Source organism: Daeguia caeni, from assembly GCF_042653845.1.
Lineage (GTDB): Bacteria > Pseudomonadota > Alphaproteobacteria > Rhizobiales > Rhizobiaceae > Brucella > Brucella caeni.
The window spans coordinates 1-22,857 of record NZ_JBHSEL010000049.1; the positions used below are offsets into that span (position 1 = coordinate 1).

Consider the following 22,857-nt stretch of genomic DNA (forward strand, 5'->3'; position numbering starts at 1 on the left):
ATCCTCCGTAGTTTTTGTAAACATAGAGAATCATAAACTACTGAAATCGCTCAACTTAATTTTCGGTCGGGCTCTCAGGCGCGGCACGTTGGCCATGGCGTCATAACGGCGCGGGCGCGACCATATATGACGCAGCGTCGAAATACTGAGACGCTCCTCCATGATATCGGCAGCCTGCTCAAGGAAATGCTCAAGATCCGGGTGCTCGCCTGCCTGTACCAGCCCAAGATGACGTTCCGGCAAGGACAGACGTTCGTCATAAGGCAAGGCTCCGACCACCGGAATACCCGATGGATCGAGTGCCTTGCGCAGCATGGCTTCGTGTTCCGGTCCAGCCACGCGATTGAGAATGATGCCGGCGATAAAAATATCACGCCGATATTGGCTGAAGCCGGAAACCAGGGCAGCAATCGACTGTACCTGCCCCGAACAATCAACAACCAGAACAATCGGCAGATCAAGCGTGCGCGCCAGATCGGCAGATGCACCCTTGCCATCGACGGCGCTGTCAAACAGCCCCATCATGCCCTCGGTAACAAGAACCCTTTCGCCCTCGATCATGCGCGAGACCAGCGCGCTGATCAGTTCCGGTCGCATGCCCCAAGGATCGAGATTATAGCACAATTCACCGGAAGCAACGGCATGATAGGCAGGATCGATATAATCCGGGCCGCATTTTGCTGGTGCAGCCTTGATACCGCGGCGTCTCAATGCGCGCAATAATCCAAGCGTGACAGTGGTTTTGCCTGAACCCGAAGCGGGTGATGCGATCATCAATCCCAGCATTGTTTCATCGTCCCTTTATCATCCCGTACGGCAGCAGTGTTGCCTGATGAAAACTGAAAAGTCGAAGCAATATCCGAATTTATGCAACGGAATAACTGTCGGCGCACTGGCACCAGAGCTAGCAGATAGATTATAGTGCGTCCATGTGTGATGATCCCGATTCCGACAACAAAATTGACAAGGCAACGCGTGACTGGTCGACCGGCATCTATGCCACGGCAGCAACGAAAGCAGCCCTCACAGGACTGATTACAGGCTCCTTCCCTGATCCGGTTGGAATCATTCTCGCCTCAGGCGCGGTGCCCTATTTCCTGCTTTGCCATGAAAGTTCCGGCGAAGGTTATGCCATGGCGGGCATTGAAATGAATGGCAACGAGCTTGCAGGCAAATCGCTGATTGCAACCGTCTTCCCTGCACCGCCGGCTACGGGCGTATCGTTTGCGGCTGGCGAAGGCATTGCCCTTCTACCATCAGGAAAGCCATCGATTGATGAAGAAACACAGCGCATGATCAGCGACATCTGCCATGAGCTATGCACGGATTATGACCTGCCTGCCGATCTGGTGGTGACCATTTCCGTGCCTGGCGCAGCAGGTATCGCGCTTGTGGCATAAGCCCAGAACTGCCGCACCCTAAGGGCATGACAACATGCCCTCCCTTCAATCCAGACCGATTATTTCTCGCGCAGGGCGCGCAGCTCTTCAGTGGTGATTCCGAGGGTCGTGGCGATATGCTTGATGATCACGGCCTCGGACTTGTCGAGTGTGTTATCGGCAAAAGCGATCGTCAAAATATCACGCAACAGTGATACCCTGCGTTCCGGCGCCATCTCGGCCAGCATGTTGGCTGCCTGCTCCGTCGTGGTTTCATAACCAAAATCCTTCAGATATTCGGCGACTTCCGCAATCTCCTCTGGCGCGATACCGTAATTTCTGAAAGCGATGTCCTTGAAAGCCGCGATTTCCGCAGGATTCTGCTCACCGTCCGCGAAAACGACATGCACAAGCAGAAGCAATTCCGAGGCGAGTGCAGGATCTTCCGCAACACGCTGAACGGCGCTTTTCTTATTGAGATAAGACGCTATACGTTCAAAGATGCTTTCGCTCATACATTATCCCTTCCGATCCTGTTGTGGGCATGGCGAAGATACGAGTATAAGTAAAACGCCAATTTCTGACATCATCATTAATGCTGGCGTGGACAGAAAACAACGCTATGTTGCGCGCAACTTTTTATAGGCCTGTTCGATGCCAGAATTCTTCGATTCACTGACCTTGCTACTTACGCTTGCAGCATTTCTGGCTGGAATCATTGATTCCATTGCTGGCGGCGGCGGAATGATCACCATTCCAGCCCTGCTTCTGGCTGGCATTGCCCCCGTTGAGGCGCTGGGTACCAACAAGCTGCAGGGCCTGTTCGGCTCATCATCCGCCACCCTTGCCTATGCCAGCAAGGGACTGGTCAACCTGCGCGAAAACTGGCTCGATGCCTTTGCATCCCTGCTGGGCTCCATTCTGGGCGCATTGCTTGCGACCATTGTTCCGGTCTCGATCATGCGCACCCTCCTGCCCCTTCTACTGCTGGCCATTGCACTCTATTTTGCGTTGAAGCCGAATATTGATGATCTTGATCGCACGCGCCGGCTTGGACCATTCCTGTTTGGCGTCACCATCGTACCCTTGATCGGCTTTTATGACGGCCTGTTTGGCCCCGGCACCGGCTCATTTTTCATGCTGGCCTTTGTGGCGCTTGCCGGTTATGGCGTATTGAAGGCAACGGCACATACGAAACTGCTCAATTTTGCCTCCAATGTCGGCGCATTTGCCGCCTTTGCCGCGGTGGGTGTCATCAACTGGAAAATCGGGATTTTCATGGGAATAGCCCAATTCATCGGCGCGCAGATCGGTGCAAGGCTTGCCATGCGCATTGGCGCCCGTGTCATCAAGCCACTTCTGATCATCGTCAGTCTGGCACTGGCTGTCCGGCTGCTGCTTGACCCGACCAATCCCCTGCGCAACCTGCTTGGGTTCTAGGGAAATTCAGATTTTTTCGAAAGTCTTGACTAGTGCAACATAATCTATTTTCGCCGTCCCGGGCGGAAAGCTGGCCCCACTTTTCCTGGAACTGCTTTATTTCCTTACGCAGTTCCCAGGCGGAAAACCGGTTCCCACTTTTCCTGGAACTGCTTTAGACCCTGAGAGCTACCAACACCACGCCGCAACCAATCAGTGCAATGCCGGTCCAGTTGATGGCCGACATTCTTTCGCCAAGGAAGACAGCACCAAACAGGGCCACCAGCACGACAGAGAGTTTGTCGATCGGCGCGACACGTGCCGCATCACCTATTTGCAGGGCACGGAAATAGGCAAGCCATGACGCGCCAGTCGCAAGACCGGAGAGGATCAGAAACAGCCAGGAGCGCAAGGACACCTCGCCCGGCTTCTGCCATTGGCCGGTCAATGTCAGAAACAGGCACAGTGCCGCGATGATCACCAGCGTTCTGATGAGCGTGGCAAAATCCGAATTGATGCCCTGAATGCCGACCTTGGCAAAAATTGCTGTCAGTGCGGCAAAGACAGCGGACAAAAAGGCCCAGAACTGCCAACTATCCAACATCGTTCCTAGCCTTTCATCTTGAGGGACAGGCCCGCCGCCATGAAATAGACCTCATCAGCGATGGCAGCCACTTTCTGGTGCAGAAAACCGGCCTGATCTCGAAATTCACGTGACAAGCGGTTATCCGGGACAATCCCCAACCCGACCTCGTTCGACACAAAAACCACGGGGCCGGCAAGCTTTGGCAGCGCCTCGATGAGCACATTTATTTGTGTGGCAATGTCCAGCTCCTGCATCATCAGATTGGTGATCCAGAGCGTGAGGCAATCGACCAGAATATGGTTTTCCGCCGTCGAATGGCGCATCAATGCCGAAACCAGATCTATCGGCTCCTCAACCGTCTGCCACATTGCGCCACGTTGCTGGCGGTGATGGGCAATGCGCTCATGCATCTCGTGATCGAGCGCCTGCGCCGTTGCCAGATAGACCGGCTGCAAAGCAGATTTCAGCACCAGTTTCTCAGCAAAGGATGACTTGCCCGATCGCGCCCCGCCCAGAACGAGCGTTATGGCTGGATGTGTCGTCATATCTACGACCGTGTTCCATGGAGTCTTGCGCGCATCTTTTCTCCGGCCTTCCACACTGCATCATCAATCCGGTCGCGATTGCGCGAAAGAACAGACCAGATCCAAAGCATGAGCGGGATCATCACAAACCATGCCAGCGTGACGTCGGACAGGAAATGCGCTCCAAGCATGACCCGGTTGAAGGACACGAACACCATCAATGGCACCAGAACCAGTGCTGCAAGCCAGCGCCAGGCAATCGGGAAAAACACAAGCACCGACAGCATGGCTATTGCCACAGCCGATTCCCCCGACGGGAACGAACAGTAGCGCGTGCATTCACCACCGAGATGCCATGCGGGCGAGAAATGCAGATCGCCGCCGAATTCAAGGATGAAACCTGGACGTGGCCTCGAAAACACGATCTTCATGATCTGCACGAGCAGACCCGGCCCAAGCGCGAAGGTGAGCAGGATGAAGAGAAATTTATGTGGTGCCAACATCGGATGACGCTTTGCAAGCAGTGCATAGGCAAGGATGCCTAGAGCGGATCCGGCAAGAAGATAGACCTGACTGTTGCGATGAATGTCACGAATGGTGGCAAAAACCGAATTTTTGGCGAGCTGAAAAGCGCCATCGCTAAAAAAATGACGGGACACCGCAAGATCAATTTCCGGATAAAGGATGAAAAAGACACTCACCCCAATCAGGGCAAGCCATGCCAAGCCACGGATTATAGGGCTGTGCGCAAACGAGGCAGGGGCTCTGTCTTTCAATCCAGCGTGCATAAAGAAAAATCCATCTCATCCTGTCATTGCGTGTTATCAACCTGAATACGTTACAAATGTAAATGCTGAACATGGAGCGCAGCCTGCCCACTGAACAGTTATTGGCACCCAAAAGCATAAAAGGCTGCGCTGCAGCCACTTTTACAAGCGCATTGCTGAAAAGTGTAACGCCGAATAGCCAGATGTGTAGGGCTTTTACCACCTGGATTTGTCTGCCCCATACTGACCACGACAAAAAATTTCAAAATTGCGCAATATTGTTCCAATGTAGCGTTGGCATGTTCCTTACCATGTGTTCTAGTTGCATATGGTGAGCGCGCTCATTGGGAGGTTTGAGAATAATGGCTGATCACAGTCAGTTTGAATTGAACGAAGATCAGGGCGCCATTCAACAGATGGCCAGCGACTTTGCCACTGCGGAAGTTGCCCCGCATGCATTGGACTGGGATCGCGAAAAACATTTTCCGGTCGATGTGCTCCGCAAGGCGGGCAGACTTGGCATGGGAGGGATCTATGTACGGGAGGATGTCGGCGGCTCTGCCTTGCAGCGTCTGGATGCGGTTCTGATCTTTGAGGCACTGGCCGAGGCGTGCCCGGCATTTTCCGCCTTTTTGTCGATCCACAATATGGCGACCTGGATGATCGACACATTCGGCACCGAAAACCAGCGTCAGCATTTTGTACCAAAACTTGCGGCGACCGAATGGCTTGCCAGTTACTGCCTGACGGAGCCGGGTTCGGGTTCGGATGCGGCGGCGCTGCGCACACGTGCCGTGCGTGATGGCGACCATTATATTCTCAATGGCAGCAAGCAGTTCATTTCCGGTGCCGGCGCCACCGACATTTATCTGGTGATGGCGCGCACTGGCGAAGATGGCCCCAAGGGGATTTCGACCCTCATTGTACCCAGGGATGCGCCCGGCCTGTCATTTGGCAACAATGAGCACAAGATGGGCTGGAACTGCCAGCCAACCCGCACCGTCATCTTCGACAATTGCCGGGTACCTGTTGCCAATCTGCTTGGTGACGAAGGCGCCGGCTTTCGCATAGCCATGGCAGGCCTTGATGGCGGCAGGCTCAATATTGCCGCCTGTTCGCTTGGTGGCGCGCAGTCAGCACTCAACAAGGCGCTTGCCTATGCGCATGAACGCAAGGCCTTTGGCCAGACCATTGATCGTTTTCAGGCTTTACAGTTCCGCTTTGCCGATATGGAGACGGAATTGTCAGCTGCCCGGATTTTTCTCTATGCCGCAGCCAGCAAGCTTGATCGCAAGACCCATGACGCCAGCAAATGGTCGGCCATGGCCAAGCGCTTGGTGACTGACACAGGTTTCACCATCGCCAATGAGGCCCTGCAAATACTGGGCGGATATGGCTACCTGCATGATTACGGCATTGAAAAACTGGTTCGCGACCTGCGCGTGCACCAGATTCTTGAAGGAACCAATGAGATCATGCGCGTCATCATTGCGCGCAACATGATCGGACGCTGAAGAAAAGCGCCAAGGAGGTTATCATGGCGACTGTCGCATTCATCGGTCTTGGCAATATGGGAGGGCCAATGGCCGCCAATCTCGTGAAGGCGGGCCATAGCGTGCGTGGCTTTGATCTGTTACCGCAAAATCTGGAAATGGCGCGCACCAATGGCATCGGGATTGCTTCAAACGCGGTTGAAGCCTGCGCCCAAGCGGAATTTGTCATCACCATGCTGCCCGCGGGCAGTCACGTCCTTTCCGTCTATGAAGAGATTGCGCCAGCGGCCAACAAGGGATCGCTGTTCATTGACTGCTCGACTATTGATGTCGTCTCGGCGCGCACCGCCCATGCAATCGCAGCACGACACGGGCATCTGTCGCTTGATGCTCCGGTCTCCGGCGGAACCGCAGGGGCTGCTGCCGGCACGCTGACCTTCATGGTTGGCGGCAGCGCGGAAGCCTTCCAGCGCGGCGAAGCAATTCTGGCCCCCATGGCCGGCAAGATTGTCCATTGCGGCGCAGATGGAACCGGTCAGGCCGCCAAGATCTGCAACAATATGATTCTTGGTATTTCCATGATTGCAGTGAGTGAGGCTTTCATATTGGCAGAAAAACTCGGCCTGTCCCACCAGGCACTGTTCGATGTCACCTCGACATCATCTGGACAATGCTGGTCACTCACCTCCTATTGCCCTGTGCCGGGGCCGGTGCCTTCATCGCCCGCCAATCGTGACTACAAGCCCGGCTTTGCTACCGCGCTGATGCTCAAGGATCTCAAGCTGGCGCAGGAAGCAGCCCGCACGGCTGGTGCCGCCACACCGCTTGGCGTCCATGCAAAGGAAATTTACGAGCAGTTTGAAAGCAGGGGGCATGGCGGTGAAGATTTTTCAGCAATCGTGAAGTATTTGCGGCAAGCGGATCTGTAAGAGCACGCAATCACCTGCCATTGAAGCCGCCGTTCAATGGCAGGCTTCCTGTGCCTGTTGCAGGACTGCGGCAGTACGATTACTGCCTCGCCATGATGATGTATATGAAACAGGTCACATCATGGCGCATGGCCAGCAGGAAACGATGCGGTCTATTCCTTGAGGCCGCGCATGTGTTGAATGACAAAAATGCCGTGCAGGCCCAGTAACCACGTCTTTTATTTGCAGAATTTAGACATTTTTAATCTTCTGCTAACCGTCCGGTAACGATGTTCCACTAGAAAAGAGCCAGAGACAAACAGGTCTCGATGCTCCGGATCAGGTATTGCGTACCGGAGCCTCAGTTTTACTTGCCAAGCGTATTCTGACAAAAGCCGTGCACCATCAGGTTGCGCGGTTTCTTGTTTTGTGCCCTCCGCGCCTGCCAGTAGTCACGCTATTCACAGTGATATTGTTAGCTCAGCCAGCGATTATGGTTGAATTCCCGCCCTATTCCTGTGAAAGCTGCGCACGATCCATACACAATTTTTGGATAGCCTGATTTTGGAGCCAGCGAGTGAACCACGCCAGCCTGTATCAAACATCTCTCGCAAACAGGACGCTCTTCGGCCTGCCTTGGGTTGTGGTCGCAGTGCTGGCCTATTTTGCGTTTCAGATAGGGTTGGTGACATTCGTCTCCAATGGCGCTGGGCTTGATGATGCCGAACAGCTGGCCAATATGGACTATCTTGACTGGGGCTATGGCGGATCGCAGCCACCACTCTATACGTGGCTGGCCCATTTCATGGCTGCCCTGTTTGGTACAAATCTGTTCACCCTGCAGCTCGTAAAATTCGGCCTGCTTGCCAGCCTGTTTGTCAGCGTCTTTTACGGCCTGCGTCTGCTGGGCTTTTCCAATACAGTCTCTGCGGCCGGCATGCTGGGGCTGTTTCTCATTCCCCAGATTGGCTGGGAATCACAACGCGCGCTGACGCATTCAGTGGCCGGAACAACGGCCTGTGGCTGGATTCTACTGACCTTTGCCTGGCACATGCACAGGCAAAACGCCGTATCAGCCCTGCTCTTCGGCCTTGCCATGGCCGCAGCGCCCCTAGGCAAACTCAATGCGACTTTCTTTATTGTCATGGTGCTTGTGACAGGACTCAGCATCGCACCTTATCGCAAGGTGCTGTTGTCGCGACTTTCATGCATAACCCTGCTGGGCTTCCTGCTGGTGCTGGCGCCCACTGCTTTCTGGATGCTGACACACAAGACAAGCGTCATTGCCCGCTCAGGCAAATTGCAGATCGGCGCGACCGGAAATGCGCTGCTTGATCGCCTGACAGGTGCCGTCAACCTGTTTCAGTCCACGATCCTGTTTCTCTCGGTCGCCTTGATCGTGGCAGCCTTTGTTGCCACGATTTATTTTGCCAGAAGCGAGCGGCTGACAACGCCACGTTCTGCCGGCGAATTGTTCATGCGCCGCATAGTACTGATCGGGCTTGGCATTGTGCTTGCAGGCGTGCTGGTTACTGGCGCAAGTCACATCAAGGATCGCTGGCTGCAGCCCATATTGTTCCTTGGTCCGGCAGTTCTTGCCTGCCGGATCAACCGTTTTCGCGCCAATTCGCATGCAGTGCGCGATTTCGGCATTGCTGGCGCCATCGCCGCCCTTCTGGTACCGCCCATCCTATCCTACAATCTCGTGCGCGGCAGCAATTCGGCGCCCTATGGCCAGCTTGATTATGCGGCTGCCTATGAAGAAATAACCGCCAGCGGCCCCTTCAAGGTGATCTTGACGGATAATCCGCAGCTTCCAGGCAATTTCCGTCTGTTTGACCCGTCCCTGCATGTCGTGCATGCCGAGACTCCCGATCCCGAAACGCATCTTGGCAGGCCCCTGCTCGTCATGTGGCTTGGCGGGGCAAATCCCAATGAAAGAATGGCCGAATTGCTCAAAAGAATGCAGATCAGCGTTCCGGCTGCAGCGGTTCGAACCACCACCGTTCCGTTCCGGACCCGCCCCGACCACCCACCTCTGGTCGTCAGCTATTTCCTTGTGCAGGACTGAATGCCACAGCCACCCTAGGCTTGCGCGGCATCATAACCGGCCTGGTTACAAGATGCGCGCACTTATTTGACCGCATCCTGTACGGCGTGCGCCGTGCTTTTCACATCCTTGCCAATACCACGAACCGTATTTGCGCACCCCGTCAGTGCGAGTGCGCAAATGACGAGCATTGCAGACATAAAGCGGCTTGATTGCATCCCTTCCTCCTGAACTCCACATATCACAATGCCAGCCCTAAAGCACCAAGCCAAGGCGTCAAGAAATTAAGAACAATTCCAGGAAAGTGGAAACCGCTTTCCGTCCGGAACTGCGAAACAATAGGTCAGGGCAATGCCAGTCCGTATCGTCACGACAACAGTCAGCATGCCCGACACAGGTCAAAACGCCCAACACGCCGATAGGTTTCAAAGACTTCACGCAAATGATCGGCAACAGCCTTGATATGCGAGGCAGCATCACGGCGGATTGTCATTCCGAGCTGATATTTGCCGAGTGGCGGCAGATCATGTTCCGGGCCAAGTGCCACAATTCCATCGCTCAGAAGTGTGCGGCAGGACGGCGCCACGGCCAGATCAGCCAGAATGGCAGCGCGTCTGCCGGTCGCATGCGAACTCATATAGGCAACGCGGTAATTGCGTCCGGCTTTTTCAAGAGCAGCCAGCGCATTGTCGCGCCATGCACAGCCCTCTTCCCAGATCGACAAGGGCAAGGGATCACGCCTGTAGGCCGTCCCACATTTCGCTCCCACCCAGATGAGTTCTTCCTCCAGCAGGATTTCAAAATCATCGCGATTGGGCATGTTACTGGAGAGATTGACCAGCGCCAGATCAAGCTTGCCGTCGTCAAAACGCTTGCGCAGCCCCACACTTTGGTCAATCACGACATCCACCATCACACCGGGATGGGTTTCGGAAAAGCGCTTGAGCACCAGAGGCAGAAGCGATTCGCCCACATCATCTGGCGCACCAAGACGAACCAGACCGCTGAAGGAAGGGGCAACGAATTTGGCAACCGCCTCGCGATTGAGTGCAAGAATCCTGCGCGCATAGCCAAGCAACATTTCTCCATCGCTGGTGAGGGTCACGGCACGTGCATCGCGGTCGAAGACCGAGACACCAAGCTGTTCTTCCAGCTTCTTGATCTGCATGGAGACCGCAGACGGCGTACGGAAAACGGCATTGGCCGCAGCGGCAAAGCTGCCAGTATCGACAATGGCAACAAATGTGCGCAACACATCGGCATCCAGTGTCGGCAAAGGGTGTGGAACAGACACGGTCATGATGCTGCTCGCTCTTTGATTCAATTTTTCTAAATCAACATGGATGTAGCTTTCACAAGATTGATGGTCAATAGCCGCCTGTTCCAAATGGAACGACCCGCCAGACATGTGTCTGACGGGTTCCGTACAAAACAATAGCGTTTTCCGGAAAATTGTCCCGCTTATTGTGCGAGCGATGCCTCAACCTTCTTCTTCCACTCGGCATCCGGCATGATCGAACTCTGTGCCCAGAGTCCTTCGGCAGATGGTGATTGCTGCATCTGACCTTCATTGAATTGCCAGACAATGACCTGTGGTGGGTTCTGCCTGAAACTGTCCGATTCCAGATACTGGATCATCGTCGCCCATGGGCCGACATCGCCGGGATTCCAAGTCAGGGTCACAGCGCGGTCGAGATCATGTGACAAGGCTTGCGAGAAGCCGAGATAAGGTGCTGTAAAACTGTTGCCGACAACATGAACCGGCGCCTTGGCCTCATCCAGCAGCCCCTCGCCCTCTGCACCTCCCTGCTTGCGCACGGTGAAGACTTCGCGGCCAATGGCTGCTCGCTGTTCCGGCGTCATGAAATTGGCGGCCAGATCACCAAAGCGGCGTTCCTTGGTCCATTCGGCAAGCTTAGCGCCATCGCCAGCTTGCCCTGACAGTTTCCACTTGCTGTTGATGAGATCAGCAGTTGCCTTTGCGGCCGCTTCCGAGGCCCAGGCCGTCCAGTGATAATCCGTGCGGAAAAATGCGTCCTGATCCTGCGGCAAAGCCTTCAACACCGGCATCAGATCAACGGTTGCAATACCCTTTGTCGCAAGATCCCGCAGAATATTTGCGTAAAGCCCCAGAACGTCGGACGAAAGCGTCTTGCCTTCTGGCAGTTTATCCTGATGGATCAATGCCTTGGCCGGGACGACAACGACAACAAGGCCAATATTGCGTTTGGCCAGCTCCTTGTTGGTGAAGTCGATGAGATCGATGACATTATCGACCTTGGCCTTGTCAACGACATCGATTTTTTCCCAGCCCGGAAACAGCCACTTGTCGCGGCCTTCAAACACGGCTTCCTGAGCCCTGGCAGTACTCACCAGCGCGCTCGTTGCCGACAGAGCAGCCCCCGTTGCAACAGCTATCGCAATCGCGGCTTTGCCCAGAAACGCCAATGTAGATCTCCGGCTCATTTTGTGCGCTGAAGTTTGGGATTTGCTCATTGTCTTTCTCCTTGAAACTTACGGCTGGTCTGCGAGGAATGCCTTTTCCTGATCGGTCAGCGGCTGTGTCAGGGTTCTTGCAGGCCATTCCCAGATCACCAGTTTGACCTGTCTGAACTGGTCCGGATGATCCTTGATTGCATCCAACATGGCACCGGCAAAGCCACCGCCTGCCAGACTTTTCTGAACAATTTCACGTGCGCTCGCTGCCTGCAGGAATTCAATAAAGTTGGAATTCAGCGAATAGGAGGAACCAAGCAGCATCACCTCTGGCGCAGGCACCTCATCAAGCAGGCCGCCTGATCGGTTGATCTGCATGGTGACCGGGTGTTCGAGATCCGGTGCTGGACCGAATACATTGGCGGTTTCAACCAGCCCGGCCAGTTTGGTCAGATCACCAATGCGTTCCCTGGTTTCCTTGCCAATCTGCAGATCAACCGCGGTTTCGCCCGCTCCCAGCATGCCATTCACCGTGGCGGCAATGATTTCAGCTGCATGCTGCGCGCCCTTCTGATCCCAATGCGTATCGGTATGCCAATAGCCGGGCATGGGCCAATTGGTCGAAATATCAATCTGATTGAGACCGAGCGGGACAGATAATTCACGCCATTTTGCAAGGCGTGTGCGCGACTGGGCCGAGGCTTCCAGCCCGCACAGGCCTTCGGTTGCCACCTCCGCCTTGTCCGGTACGGGAACCACAATCAGCCTGGCACCCTGCCCGGCAACAAAGCTGGCAATCGCCTTGGCCAGTTTCACGCGTTCGGCGAGATAGGCATCGCCATCTGGTGTTTCAGTCAGTTCTTCTGCCAGATAAAGCCAGTTGCCACAGCCTTTGCGTACCTGCGGCCCCCCATCGCCCAAGGACCAGTACAAAAAACCATCAATCCAGCCATTCAGTGTCTTGCTGGATGGCAGCGCCTTGTCGACACTCTGGCTGATGGCGGCCGTGAAACTGCCATCAATCAGCGACTGCCATGTCAGCTTCTGTTCCAGATCCTGATTGCGATTGACCACGGCATGAACCACAAGGCTCACAAGTCCTGCAAACACGACCACGAGAAAACCAAGAGTCGAAAGGGTTCGTAAACGCTGCAACATGGTCAGAACTGGAAATAGAGGAATGGAACAACTGTCCTTTGACCAAGGACCCAGACTGCAATCAGCCAGAGCGGCAGGGCCGCGCATGCGCGTGAAATGACACGATCAGGCCACAGGCTTGGCGTCAGCTTGTAGACAAGCGGCGCATAGATGACGATGGCCCCAAGCAACAGCGTGAAAACATGTGTCGGTCGCAGGGCAGCCAGGAAAGCGCCGGAAAAGTCAAAGCCATTGGCGCCGGAAAAGCCCTTGGCAAGAGTGACGAACTCACCCCAGTTGCCCGCCCGGAACAGGGCCCAGCCCACCATGACAAAAAGCAATGTCAGAACATGGGAGGCGACAAGGCCAAGTATGGTCGGTGTCGGCTGTTCATTTTCCGGGATGCCCTTCAGACGCATGTCCCGCCACACGCGCGCAATCGCCTGACCGATGCCGTGCCAGAAGCCCCAGACAAGGAATGTCCAGCTTGCCCCATGCCACAGGCCACCCAGCGCCATGGTTATGATCATGTTGACCGACGTACGCGTCTCGCCCTTACGGTTACCGCCAAGTGGAATATAGAGATAATCGCGCAACCAAGTGGAAAGGCTGATGTGCCAGCGCCGCCAGAAATCCGACAAGGAAACGGCAAGATAGGGATTGTTGAAATTTTCCGGGAATTTCAGCCCAACCATCAGGCCAAGCCCAATGGCCATGCTGCTATAGCCGGCAAAATCGAAATAAAGCTGCACCGTATAGGCTATCACTGTCAGCACGACATCCATTGTCGTTGGCTGCGACAGCGCATAACCGGCATCGACAAGTGGCGCCAGCGTATCTGCCAGCAAGACCTTCTGGGCAAAGCCCAGCATGAAGCGCTCAACAGCAAGCGAAAATTCCACACGGTCGAAAACACGGAATTTCAGCCGATCCGCCACCCATTTGTAACGCACGACAGGGCCCGCAACCAGATGGCCGAACATCGACTGATAGGTGGCGTAATTGATGAAACTCTGTTCGGCTGCAACAGTCTGACGATAGACGTCAACAGAATAGGAAATTGCGCCAAACACAAAGAAGGACAGACCGATGGGAAGCGCAATTTCCACCCAGCCATTGACGGGCAGCCCCAGTTCACCGGCCGTATCGACCAGCATATTGGCATATTTGAAGACCACCAGAGAAAGCAGCGGACCAATGATACCGACAAAAAGTGCCCATTTTCTTGCCGAGCCCTGCGCACGCGCAATCCAGAAACCCGTCACCCATGACCAGATCGCAATGCCGACAATCAAGGGAAGAAAATCCGCACGCCACCAGGCATAAAACAGCCAACTGAACAGAAGAATTGCGACGTTTCGCGTGACCGCTGGTGTAAACCAGTAAACCAGAAAAAACACCGGCAGGAAAAGAAACAAAAAGCTGTTGCTGGCGAAAACCATTGAATAAACTTCTATTATCTATAGCTTGGGCATTCTTCTTCATCCAGCATTGTACGAGCCGCCCAGATCCCTAGCGCCCATCAATCCTTGACGAACAGAAAACAGCAATTGATTTCAGGACGATATGTCCTCACATTTCCGTTTGATCGATCTGACCAACCAGAACCGGCTTGTCCGCAGTACCAACAAGAAAAAGACTGTAGCGATCCCCTGCCTTGAGGTCTGGCAGCTGCAATGGCGCAGATACTGCATCTGCACATTTGCCTTGCAATTGCGCCTTCACAGGATTGATGGAACGCTGCCTGCTCGTACCTACCGCAACATCCTTGAAAACCGTCTGACCGGAGGCAATGACAACTTCCCCATTACAGCCCGGCAGAAGATTATAGACCCGCAGTTCCGCCTTCAGATCATCATGTCCGCGCGTCTGGTCGACAACCGAAGCCTGCCTGACCGCTCCCCCCTCATTCCACAAGAGAACGGTCACAAAGGAATCGGCTGACAGATCTACCTTGCCATCCAGCCTGCTGCCATTGACCGAAATTTCTTCCGTCCCCCCCCTTGAGCAAACGGAAATTTGTTGCGTTTCTCTCGCCAGCCTTCAACTCTACCGGCGAGAGAGAACCCAATTGCACCGAAGCCACACCATCCAGCCCTGACACGACGCGTACGAAAGCAGAGCCTTTTGGCGGCTTCGGTGCATACAACTTACCCACTTCCTGTGCGTAAGCTGCCTCCGCAGAAACACTAGGCGCAACACCAATAAAACCAAGTACAACAACTAAAGAGTAATAGAATTGCAATCTGCTGTTCATGATAATTTCCAGTCAGCCATCAGCGCCTGCCACACCGGCCTCATATCCACGAAACGAGACAGCCCCAAATCTGGAACTCCACCTTCAACCCCGACCGGAAATACCCTGCAACTGTTCAAACTGATCAACCTGCAGCCATCACAACGACTTCACAATTTACACAGAAGCCCGAGCACAGCTGCAAACCACGCGCATTACCCCAATTTCACCATACCTCGCAGCACAACTCGCCAGCCCCGCACCACCAAACATTGAACACTTATCGTTCACACATAGCAAACAATAAGCGGGCACGGATTACATATCCATGCAACGCACTACCACTTCATATTTGTTACAGAATACCAATTGCCAATATTTTTCTAGTAATATTATCAAACTTATTTGTCAACAGTTTCAAAAAAGAACCCAATGAATTGATTTGAATTTTACACTGTCTACAATATCACGACGATAATCCCATTAATTGTTCACTATTTTATAACTATGCTGAAAATATGCGGCATCTTTTGCCTTGCCCTGACACAAAATTGGTTGGAAGAACTTGTCTGAATGCGACATAGTAATATAGGCGGCAAACCGGAATACGCATCGACATGAATACAGCCATTCCCCAGAACGAGACAGCTGATCTCAAGCGCACGATCGTCTTCTTTCTTGTTCCCAATTTTTCCATGATCGCATTTGCGACCGCGATCGAGCCTTTGCGCATTGCCAACCGCATGCTCGGGCATGAGGCCTATCGCTGGCGCCTGGCTTCGACCGATGGCAAGCCGGTTGCCGCCTCCAATGGCGTGGAATGTGCCGTCAACACCTCGCTTGAGGAAGAACGGCGTCTTCTCAACAGCGGGCAAAAGCCATCCATGCTGTTTGTCTGTTCCGGCATCCAGGTCGAGAATTTCCGCAACAAGAGCGTATTTGCCTTCTTGCGCGAGGAATATAATCATGGCGTCGCCATTGGCGGCATGTGTACGGGCGCGCATATCCTTGCCGCAGCCGGTCTGCTTTCCGGCAAGCGCTGCGCCATTCACTGGGAAAATCTGCCGGGCTTTGCCGAGGCTTTCCCGAAGGCAGAGGTCTATGCCGATCTGTTCGAGGTCGACAGCAATATTTACACCTGCGCCGGTGGAACGGCTGCACTCGACATGATGCTGAAGCTGATAGGCGATGATTTCGACAGCAATCTGGTCAACCGGATCTGCGAACAGGCGCTCACTGACCGGGTGCGCAATCCGCATGACCGTCAGCGTCTTCCCTTGCGCGCCCGCCTTGGCGTGCAGAATTCAAAGGTTCTGACCGTCATTGAAATGATGGAAGCCAATCTGTCGGAACCTTCGGCATTGGTTGATGTTGCAGGCTCCATCGGCCTGTCACGGCGACAGATCGAACGCCTGTTCCGGCAGGAAATGGGCCGCTCCCCTGCCCGTTATTACATGGAAATGCGCCTTGACCGGGCGCGACACCTCCTGCTGCAATCCTCCATGTCGATTGTCGAGGTGGCGGTTGCCTGCGGCTTTGTCTCGGCCTCGCATTTTTCCAAATGCTATCGCCAGCTTTATGGCCGTTCCCCGCAACAGGAGCGCGCAGAACGCAAGGTCAACAACGCAGCCTGAAGCCACATGACGGGATAATGCTGCCGGTCGCCGCCTGCACGGAATATGTCGCCTAAAGGCAAATGATGCGCGACAAGTGCGATTATGGTTCAACAAAAACCAAGGGGTCGCAAAAATGGCAGGATTTCCCAGTAAAGCAAAAGTCGTTATCGTTGGCCTTGGCGGCATTGTAGGCGCATCAGTCGCACATCATCTGATCGAGCGTGGATGGGATGACATTGTTGGCATCGACAAGTCGGCCATCCCCACCGATATTGGCTCTACGGCTCATGCCTCGGATTTCTGCTACACGACCAGCCATGATTTCCTGTCCTGCTGGACGACGCTTTATTCGATCGATTTCTATGAAAAGCTGGGACATTATGCGCGCGTCGGCGGTCTGGAAGTGGCCCGCGTCGGCGATGATGCGCGCATGGATGAAATCCGGCGCAAGGTGACCTCCGGCAAGGCGTTCGGCACCAGAGCACGGCTGATTGAACCTGCGGAAATCAAACAGAAATTCCCGCTGATCGAAGAACATCTGGTGCAGGGCGGCCTGTGGGATCCTGATGCTGGTCTGGTGATTCCACGCTCGCAGACAGTTGCCGGCAAGCTGGTTGATCAGGCAGAGGCAAGCGGCAAGCTGAAACGCTTCGCCAATACGCCAGCGCAATCGCTGATCGTTGAAAATGGCCGTATCAAGGGTGTTGTCACCCATCGTGGCACGATTGAAGCGGATCATGTTGTGGTCTGCGCCGGCTTGTGGGGCCGACTGATTGCGGCAATGGCGGGCGAAGACCTGCCGCTCATTCCGATTGACCATCCGCTGACCTTCTTCGGCCCCTATAATGAATTTTCCGGTACCGGCAAGGAAATCGGCTGGCCATTGCTGCGGGATCAGGGCAATTCCGCCTATATGCGCGACACAGGCGACCCGAAAACCGCAGAAGGCGGCCAGATCGAATGGGGCTATTATGAGGAGACCGAGCCTCGCCTCTGCCATCCGCGCGATCTTCTGGAAAAGGAACAGGCGCGTCTTTCGCCATCCCAGCGCGATCTCGACATGGAGCAGATTCTGGCGCCGCTGGAACGCGCGATTGAACTCACCCCCATTCTCGGCGAGCTTGGCTACAATGAAGGCCATTCCTTCAACGGCTTCCTGCAGGTGACCACCGATGGCGGACCGTCGGTGGGCGAAAGCCAGAAAGTGCGTGGCCTGTGGTATGCGGTCGGCATCTGGGTCAAGGATGCGCCGGGCATGGGTAAGCTTGTTGCCGACTGGATGACCGACGGGCGCACGGCCATTGACCATCACGCCATTGATTATGCGCGTTTTTACCCGCATCAGATGCAGGAACAATTCATCTGGGATCGCTGCACCGAAACAGCGCGCAAGGTCTATAATCCGGCCGTGCATCCGCGTGAGCCATTTTCACTTGGTCGCAATATCCGCCGCTCGCCATTCTATGAGCGCGAAAAGGAACTCGGCGGCTATTTCATGGAGCTTGGCGGCTGGGAACGTGCACATGGTTATGCTGCCAATGAGCACCTGCTCGAAAAATATGGCGACCGCATTCCGGTGCGCGAAAACGAATGGGACAATCGCCATTTCTGGCGTGTCTCCAATGCCGAACATCTGGCGATGAGCGAGGATTGCGGCATTATCAATCTGTCGCATTTTGCCATGTATGACATTGAAGGCCCGGATCACGTCGCGCTGATGGAATGGCTGTGCGCGGCAAAAATCGGCGGCGACACCAATATCGGCAAGGGCATCTATACCCATTTCCTGGATGATGAGGGCATGGTGCGCGCCGATTTCACCGCCATCCGAATGGCTGACCGCATCCGCATGATCGATGGTGCCGATGCAGGCCCACGCGATTACTACTACATGCGCCGCGTGGCGGAAGATAAGGATTTTGATGTCACCATCACCGATGTGACGGAAAAATATATCACCATCGGCATCTGGGGGCCGAATGCGCGCACCAAGCTGAAACAGGTGGTGGAAGACCCGGCTGGTCTAGATCCGGAAAACTTCCCCTTTGCCGCAATCAAGACGATCCGCATTGCGGGCAAGGATGTCATGGCCTTCCGCATTTCCTATGTCGGCGAACAGGGATGGGAATTGCACATGGCTTATGAGGACGGTCTTGCCGTGTGGGATGCCCTGCGTTCGACCGGCGCCATTGCCGTTGGCGTTGAAACCTATGCCAATTCACGCCGCCTGGAAAAAAGCCTGCGCCTGCAAAATGCCGATCTGCTCACCGAATACAATCTGTTCGAAGCCGGCCTGGCCCGTCCGAAGGTCAAGGAAGCCGACTTCCGCGGCAAAGCCAAGCATCTGGAATACAAGGCGCGTCCGCATCAGCCAGCCATGCTGTGCACGCTCGTCATGACCGACAATATCGATTCCAAGGGTGTTGCACGTTATCCCGTAGGCACCATGCCTGTACAGGATCCGGCCACCGGCGAAACGCTGGTTGATGAACTAGGCCGGCGCTCATACACCACCTCGGTTGCCTACGGCCCGACCATTGGCAAAAATATCGCCCTTGCCTATCTGCCATGGGCCTATTGTCAGGAAGGCCGCAAGCTTCAGGTCGAATATTTCGGCGAGACCTATCCGGTTGAAGTGGCAGCCGTGGGCTATCGTCCGCTCTACGACCCTGAAAATCTGAAACCCAAAAGCTAACAGCTGGAATGGGCTAACGAAAACGCCGTGCGTCCGGACGGAAACACGGCGTTTCAATTGAGACACTGTGTTCAATGTCAGGCGCGCCGGCGCAAATCGGCCCTGTTGTGGACAAATACGATTCAGTCGCTCATTTGCAGTCAGCCCTAGCGGGCTCTGCATCAAACAGATCAAGACTGACCAGTTTGCCATGCATGGCGAAATCGCCATAATCCATGGTCAGATCGCGCGTAATGCCATTTTTGTAGAGCTTGAAATTGATGCGGTAGATTGGCAGCCCGTCCTGGTTTTCCTCATCATTGAAATAGGCGATCGTAACCGGCCAGACCTTTTCGCTGGCCATCTTGCCCATCAAGGCCGTTTCCTCGTCCTTGAGGACCAGGGGTTTGCCAATGACGACACTTGTCACCGTGACCTTGTCGGCCTCTTCCGAGCCATCAAACAGGTTGGTCTGATAAAATTTCTCGCCAGCTTCCGCCTTGCCGATCAACTCGATCATGTGTCCGGTGGGAAAATGGCTTTTGGGCAGGTCGAACTGTTTTTCCCTGGGGCGCGTCAGTTCAACCACGGTCTTGCCGCCGGCAAGTTTCGCATCACCGCGCACTTCCTTGGTCAACTCCTTGTCGACAAAGGTCTTATTGACGAAACGAAAGCTCTTGCCATCGCCGCCTTCATAGGTGGTCGTCTGCTGGTCGGTCACGCGCTGCGGCTGTTCTTCCATGTCAATTCGTGTCACGAAACGGAAGTTCGTCGTATAGCCCTCGCAGGCCGAGCCATTGAACTCATAGACCATCCGACCTTTAAGGCCTGTGATACCCGATTTTTCATCCGCGCGATCGAGCGTCAGATCGTAGACAGCACGATGCGGCTGAAGCGAAACAGGCGCTGCCACCGCCAGCGCATGACTTGCCCACACAAAGGCAGCAATACCACTGACGGCTACTCCGACACTCAACAAACGCATACGCAAATCTCCCGATGAATTATGCGATATGATAAAAAATCTCGTGGCGGAAGCGAGGCAAAAAAAACACGATTGGAAAAGCTTCACCGATTCTTTTTAATGGTGAGTCTCTTGAATGCCTTCATAAGCTAGGACGAACGCAATGAGCGATACAATCGAAACCCGCCTGAAAAATCTGGGTATTACCATTCCTGAAGCGGCAGCGCCGGCTGCCAATTATGTTCCTTATGCCCAAAGCGGGTCTTTGCTGCTGACTTCCGGTCAATTGCCGCTCGAAGCCGGCAAGCTGGTCAATACGGGACGCCTGGGTGATTCGCTCACCGTTGCGGATGGTCAGATTGCGGCACGTGCCTGCGCAATCAATATTCTGGCCCAGGCAAAAGCAGCTCTTGGCGATCTCAACCGCATCAAACGCCTCGTCAAGATCACGGCCTTTGTCGCCTCTGCCCCCGATTTCACCGAGCAGCATCTGGTCGCCAATGGTGCCTCGGATCTTCTGGTGGCAATCCTTGGCGATGCCGGAAAACATGCCCGTTCTGCTGTTGGTGTCGCCAGCCTTCCGTTGAATGCTGCCGTCGAGATCGAAGCAATTATTGAGGTAGCATGAGATGACCGACATTGGATGGCTGACAAAACGCCCGATCGCCCATCGTGGCCTGCATGATGGCAATCATGAAATCTGGGAAAATACGCTTGCCGCCTTCAGGCGAGCGATTGAAGCTGGCTTTGCCATTGAATGTGACGTGCATCAGACCAAGGATGATCAGGTCATCGTCTTCCATGACGATGACATGCTGCGTCTGGCCGGTCGTGGCGGGCTGATCAGTGACCTGCCCCTTGCCGAAGCAACCCGGCTGCGCATTGGCGGTACAGAAGAATGTGCGCCATCCCTGCGTCAGCTGCTTGATCTGGTCAATGGACAGGTGCCGCTGATCATCGAGCTCAAGGGCATTGAAGGAACAGATGGAGCACTGGTCAAGGCCGTGGCGCGGGAACTCGCCAATTATCAGGGCGAAGCGGCCATCATGTCGTTTGACCACCATCTGATCCGTCGCTTTGCCGCGGAAGCACCGGGCATTCCGGCTGGTCTGACTGCCGAAGGCCGGCGCATGTCGGACATGGAACAGCATTTTTCCATGCTTGCCCGTAATATCGACTTCGTCTCCTACAATGTGGAGCACCTGCCCAACCCATTCGTCACCTTTGTCCGGGAACGGCTGAACATGCCGGTCATCAGCTGGACAGTAACTGACTGGGAGCTGAAAAAGCAAAGCGATCTCTATGCAGATCAGATCACCTTTGAAGGATTTGATCCACGTGTTCCAGCGGCATGACGGCCAAAACCGTCATGCGAAAGCCACCCGATGGCAGTCGCGTTCGGGGCAACAATGACGAGTGAGGATGCGCGGTGCGTGAGGAGAATCCGCATAACGACGAAAAGCTTGTTCTGCGGATTGTAGAAGGCATGAACGCCTTCACGCCGGATGAATGGAACAACCTCTCCGGCACCGCGCATCCTGATCACAATTACAATCCTTTCATCTCACACGCCTTTCTTCTGGCCCTGGAGCAATCCGGCTGTGTCGCGCAGGAAACCGGCTGGCTACCACGCCATCTGCGTCTGGAAACGGTAAGCGGCGAACTGATTGGCGCAGTGCCCAATTATCTCAAAAGCCACAGTCAGGGTGAATATGTGTTTGACCATGGCTGGGCCGATGCCTTTGAACGCGCCGGTGGCCGGTACTATCCCAAGTTTCAGGCCGCCGTGCCGCTTACACCTGCAACCGGCCCGCGCCTGTTGACGAACAGGGCCTTTCAGCCAGATGCGGTGCGTCTTGCTCTTGCTGCCGGTCTGGCACAGCTTGCAGAACAGACAGGCGTTTCTTCCGCCCATGTCACCTTTGCACTTGCGGACGAAATACCGGTTTTGGAAAAAGTCGGCTTCCTACACAGGACAGACCAACAATTTCATTTCAAAAACAATGGGTTTTCTCATTATGATGATTTCTTGCATGAGCTTTCGTCACGCAAACGCAAGGCCTTGCGCAAGGAACGCAAGGCTGCCTTGTCCTCCGGCATAGAGATCGACTGGCTTACCGGCCGCGACCTCACTGAAGCCGTCTGGGATGATTTCTTTGCCTTCTATATGGACACGGGGCTCAGGAAATGGGGCCGGCCCTATCTCAATCGCCGCTTCTATTCGCTGATTGGCGAAACAATGGCCAATGACATCCTTCTCGTCATGGCACGGCGCGACGGACGCTATATTGCCGGTGCAATCAACTTCATCGGCGGCAACACGCTCTATGGTCGCCATTGGGGCTGTATCGAGGATCACCCCTTTCTGCATTTCGAAGTCTGCTATCATCAGGCCATTGATTTTGCCATTGAGCGCGGGCTGCAAACGGTCGAGGCCGGCGCGCAAGGTGAACACAAGCTGGCGCGTGGCTATATTCCGGTCACGACGCATTCAGCACATTACATCGTCCATGAAGGCTTGCGCGATGCGGTGCGTGACTATCTTGACCATGAACGACGCGCGGTGGAGGAAATCCACACCAACTTGCAGGCGCATACACCCTTCCGCCATGAGCGCTGATGTCATCTTGCTAAACAATGATCAATTCGCTCTGATCAGCCAAATATC

The 22,857-nt window shown here is 54.6% G+C and carries 21 protein-coding genes and 1 pseudogene; 10 read left to right on the forward strand and 12 right to left on the reverse strand.

The genetic code is table 11. From position 1 onward, the window contains the following. Nucleotides 1–72: 72 nt before the first annotated feature. Nucleotides 73–786 (reverse strand): annotated as a pseudogene (locus ACFO1V_RS06635) (cobyrinate a,c-diamide synthase); the annotation flags it as partial. 143 nt (nucleotides 787–929) lie between these two features. Between ACFO1V_RS06635 and ACFO1V_RS06640 the strand changes: the two are divergent. Further along, complete coding sequence (locus ACFO1V_RS06640) at nucleotides 930–1,400, forward strand: cobalt-precorrin-5B (C(1))-methyltransferase (RefSeq protein WP_374830283.1); 471 nt, start codon at nucleotides 930–932, stop codon at nucleotides 1,398–1,400. A gap of 59 nt (nucleotides 1,401–1,459) precedes the next feature. On the opposite strand, the gene ACFO1V_RS06645 is transcribed toward ACFO1V_RS06640, so the two are convergent. Further along, nucleotides 1,460–1,894 (reverse strand): tellurite resistance TerB family protein, encoded by a 435-nt coding sequence (locus ACFO1V_RS06645; RefSeq protein ID WP_374830285.1) that lies wholly within the window; start codon nucleotides 1,892–1,894, stop codon nucleotides 1,460–1,462. A 139-nt stretch (nucleotides 1,895–2,033) separates the two neighbouring features. Here ACFO1V_RS06645 and ACFO1V_RS06650 point away from each other — a divergent pair, with 139 nt between their 5' ends. Continuing rightward, nucleotides 2,034–2,819, forward strand: a complete 786-nt coding sequence (locus ACFO1V_RS06650) for a TSUP family transporter (RefSeq protein WP_374830287.1) — start codon at nucleotides 2,034–2,036, stop codon at nucleotides 2,817–2,819. Nucleotides 2,820–2,973: 154 nt separating this feature from the next. Here ACFO1V_RS06650 and ACFO1V_RS06655 read toward each other — a convergent pair whose 3' ends face one another. Genes ACFO1V_RS06655 through ACFO1V_RS06665 form a run of 3 tightly spaced genes read right to left on the reverse strand, consistent with a single transcriptional unit; the run spans nucleotide 2,974 to nucleotide 4,567 of the window. Further along, nucleotides 2,974–3,402: an EamA family transporter gene (locus tag ACFO1V_RS06655; RefSeq protein WP_374830289.1), complete on the reverse strand. Its 429-nt coding sequence runs from the start codon at nucleotides 3,400–3,402 to the stop codon at nucleotides 2,974–2,976. Nucleotides 3,403–3,407: 5 nt separating this feature from the next. Beyond that, on the reverse strand, nucleotides 3,408–3,929 hold the full coding sequence (cobU, locus tag ACFO1V_RS06660) for a bifunctional adenosylcobinamide kinase/adenosylcobinamide-phosphate guanylyltransferase (RefSeq protein WP_374830291.1): 522 nt from the start codon (nucleotides 3,927–3,929) through the stop codon (nucleotides 3,408–3,410). A gap of 2 nt (nucleotides 3,930–3,931) precedes the next feature. Further along, nucleotides 3,932–4,567 carry a phosphatase PAP2 family protein gene (locus ACFO1V_RS06665; protein ID WP_374830293.1) on the reverse strand — a complete coding sequence of 212 codons (636 nt, stop codon included), beginning with the start codon at nucleotides 4,565–4,567 and terminating at the stop codon, nucleotides 3,932–3,934. A 470-nt stretch (nucleotides 4,568–5,037) separates the two neighbouring features. Here ACFO1V_RS06665 and ACFO1V_RS06670 point away from each other — a divergent pair, with 470 nt between their 5' ends. The 3 genes from ACFO1V_RS06670 (at nucleotide 5,038) to ACFO1V_RS06680 (ending at nucleotide 9,147) form a co-directional block, all read left to right on the forward strand. After that, entirely contained in the window at nucleotides 5,038–6,189 is a 1,152-nt protein-coding gene (locus ACFO1V_RS06670) for an isobutyryl-CoA dehydrogenase (RefSeq protein WP_374830295.1), read from the forward strand. 23 nt (nucleotides 6,190–6,212) lie between these two features. Next, the gene (mmsB, locus tag ACFO1V_RS06675; protein ID WP_374830297.1) at nucleotides 6,213–7,097 is read left to right on the forward strand and encodes a 3-hydroxyisobutyrate dehydrogenase; all 885 of its coding nucleotides are present in this window, start codon (nucleotides 6,213–6,215) and stop codon (nucleotides 7,095–7,097) included. Nucleotides 7,098–7,653: 556 nt separating this feature from the next. Next, nucleotides 7,654–9,147 carry an ArnT family glycosyltransferase gene (locus tag ACFO1V_RS06680; protein WP_380075071.1) on the forward strand — a complete coding sequence of 498 codons (1,494 nt, stop codon included), beginning with the start codon at nucleotides 7,654–7,656 and terminating at the stop codon, nucleotides 9,145–9,147. Between the two features lie 358 nt (nucleotides 9,148–9,505). On the opposite strand, the gene ACFO1V_RS06685 is transcribed toward ACFO1V_RS06680, so the two are convergent. The 6 genes from ACFO1V_RS06685 to ACFO1V_RS06710 form a co-directional block, all read right to left on the reverse strand. Continuing rightward, nucleotides 9,506–10,426, reverse strand: coding sequence for a LysR substrate-binding domain-containing protein (locus ACFO1V_RS06685; RefSeq protein ID WP_374830301.1), 921 nt, complete (start codon nucleotides 10,424–10,426; stop codon nucleotides 9,506–9,508). A gap of 161 nt (nucleotides 10,427–10,587) precedes the next feature. Next, a complete protein-coding gene (locus tag ACFO1V_RS06690; protein WP_374830303.1) occupies nucleotides 10,588–11,574 on the reverse strand; it encodes an alginate O-acetyltransferase AlgX-related protein in 987 nt (328 codons plus the stop codon). 66 nt (nucleotides 11,575–11,640) lie between these two features. Next, the gene (locus tag ACFO1V_RS06695; RefSeq protein ID WP_374830305.1) at nucleotides 11,641–12,720 is read right to left on the reverse strand and encodes an alginate O-acetyltransferase AlgX-related protein; all 1,080 of its coding nucleotides are present in this window, start codon (nucleotides 12,718–12,720) and stop codon (nucleotides 11,641–11,643) included. A 2-nt stretch (nucleotides 12,721–12,722) separates the two neighbouring features. Next, complete coding sequence (locus ACFO1V_RS06700) at nucleotides 12,723–14,141, reverse strand: MBOAT family O-acyltransferase (RefSeq protein WP_374830307.1); 1,419 nt, start codon at nucleotides 14,139–14,141, stop codon at nucleotides 12,723–12,725. Nucleotides 14,142–14,271: 130 nt separating this feature from the next. After that, a complete protein-coding gene (locus ACFO1V_RS06705; protein ID WP_374830309.1) occupies nucleotides 14,272–14,628 on the reverse strand; it encodes a hypothetical protein in 357 nt (118 codons plus the stop codon). Continuing rightward, entirely contained in the window at nucleotides 14,606–14,956 is a 351-nt protein-coding gene (locus ACFO1V_RS06710; RefSeq protein WP_374830311.1) for a hypothetical protein, read from the reverse strand. Before ACFO1V_RS06710 ends, ACFO1V_RS06705 begins: the two co-directional genes overlap by 23 nt. A 596-nt stretch (nucleotides 14,957–15,552) precedes the next feature. Between ACFO1V_RS06710 and ACFO1V_RS06715 the strand changes: the two genes are divergently transcribed. Beyond that, complete coding sequence (locus ACFO1V_RS06715) at nucleotides 15,553–16,569, forward strand: GlxA family transcriptional regulator (RefSeq protein WP_374830313.1); 1,017 nt, start codon at nucleotides 15,553–15,555, stop codon at nucleotides 16,567–16,569. Nucleotides 16,570–16,684: 115 nt separating this feature from the next. Beyond that, the gene (locus ACFO1V_RS06720) at nucleotides 16,685–19,246 is read left to right on the forward strand and encodes a GcvT family protein (protein WP_374830315.1); all 2,562 of its coding nucleotides are present in this window, start codon (nucleotides 16,685–16,687) and stop codon (nucleotides 19,244–19,246) included. A gap of 130 nt (nucleotides 19,247–19,376) precedes the next feature. Here ACFO1V_RS06720 and ACFO1V_RS06725 read toward each other — a convergent pair whose 3' ends face one another. Continuing rightward, entirely contained in the window at nucleotides 19,377–20,210 is an 834-nt protein-coding gene (locus ACFO1V_RS06725) for a cell envelope integrity EipB family protein (protein WP_374830317.1), read from the reverse strand. 142 nt (nucleotides 20,211–20,352) lie between these two features. On the opposite strand from ACFO1V_RS06725, the gene ACFO1V_RS06730 reads away from it, so the two are divergent. The 3 genes from ACFO1V_RS06730 (at nucleotide 20,353) to ACFO1V_RS06740 (ending at nucleotide 22,809) form a co-directional block, all read left to right on the forward strand. Then, a complete protein-coding gene (locus ACFO1V_RS06730) occupies nucleotides 20,353–20,817 on the forward strand; it encodes a RidA family protein (protein ID WP_374830319.1) in 465 nt (154 codons plus the stop codon). A 1-nt stretch (nucleotide 20,818) separates the two neighbouring features. Beyond that, a complete protein-coding gene (locus ACFO1V_RS06735) occupies nucleotides 20,819–21,544 on the forward strand; it encodes a glycerophosphodiester phosphodiesterase (RefSeq protein ID WP_374830321.1) in 726 nt (241 codons plus the stop codon). A 131-nt stretch (nucleotides 21,545–21,675) separates the two neighbouring features. Further along, nucleotides 21,676–22,809, forward strand: coding sequence for a GNAT family N-acetyltransferase (locus ACFO1V_RS06740; RefSeq protein ID WP_374830550.1), 1,134 nt, complete (start codon nucleotides 21,676–21,678; stop codon nucleotides 22,807–22,809). Nucleotides 22,810–22,857: the final 48 nt, after the last annotated feature.

Coding starts and splice junctions, on each gene's coding strand:
- ACFO1V_RS06640 (WP_374830283.1), top strand. CDS start 930: ATGTGTGATGATCCCGATTCCGACAACAAAATTGACAAGGCAACGCGT.
- ACFO1V_RS06645 (WP_374830285.1), bottom strand. CDS start 1,894: ATGAGCGAAAGCATCTTTGAACGTATAGCGTCTTATCTCAATAAGAAA.
- ACFO1V_RS06650 (WP_374830287.1), top strand. CDS start 2,034: ATGCCAGAATTCTTCGATTCACTGACCTTGCTACTTACGCTTGCAGCA.
- ACFO1V_RS06655 (WP_374830289.1), bottom strand. CDS start 3,402: ATGTTGGATAGTTGGCAGTTCTGGGCCTTTTTGTCCGCTGTCTTTGCC.
- cobU (WP_374830291.1), bottom strand. CDS start 3,929: ATGACGACACATCCAGCCATAACGCTCGTTCTGGGCGGGGCGCGATCG.
- ACFO1V_RS06670 (WP_374830295.1), top strand. CDS start 5,038: ATGGCTGATCACAGTCAGTTTGAATTGAACGAAGATCAGGGCGCCATT.
- mmsB (WP_374830297.1), top strand. CDS start 6,213: ATGGCGACTGTCGCATTCATCGGTCTTGGCAATATGGGAGGGCCAATG.
- ACFO1V_RS06685 (WP_374830301.1), bottom strand. CDS start 10,426: ATGACCGTGTCTGTTCCACACCCTTTGCCGACACTGGATGCCGATGTG.
- ACFO1V_RS06695 (WP_374830305.1), bottom strand. CDS start 12,720: ATGTTGCAGCGTTTACGAACCCTTTCGACTCTTGGTTTTCTCGTGGTC.
- ACFO1V_RS06700 (WP_374830307.1), bottom strand. CDS start 14,141: ATGGTTTTCGCCAGCAACAGCTTTTTGTTTCTTTTCCTGCCGGTGTTT.
- ACFO1V_RS06710 (WP_374830311.1), bottom strand. CDS start 14,956: ATGAACAGCAGATTGCAATTCTATTACTCTTTAGTTGTTGTACTTGGT.
- ACFO1V_RS06715 (WP_374830313.1), top strand. CDS start 15,553: ATGAATACAGCCATTCCCCAGAACGAGACAGCTGATCTCAAGCGCACG.
- ACFO1V_RS06720 (WP_374830315.1), top strand. CDS start 16,685: ATGGCAGGATTTCCCAGTAAAGCAAAAGTCGTTATCGTTGGCCTTGGC.
- ACFO1V_RS06725 (WP_374830317.1), bottom strand. CDS start 20,210: ATGCGTTTGTTGAGTGTCGGAGTAGCCGTCAGTGGTATTGCTGCCTTT.
- ACFO1V_RS06730 (WP_374830319.1), top strand. CDS start 20,353: ATGAGCGATACAATCGAAACCCGCCTGAAAAATCTGGGTATTACCATT.
- ACFO1V_RS06735 (WP_374830321.1), top strand. CDS start 20,819: ATGACCGACATTGGATGGCTGACAAAACGCCCGATCGCCCATCGTGGC.
- ACFO1V_RS06740 (WP_374830550.1), top strand. CDS start 21,676: ATGAACGCCTTCACGCCGGATGAATGGAACAACCTCTCCGGCACCGCG.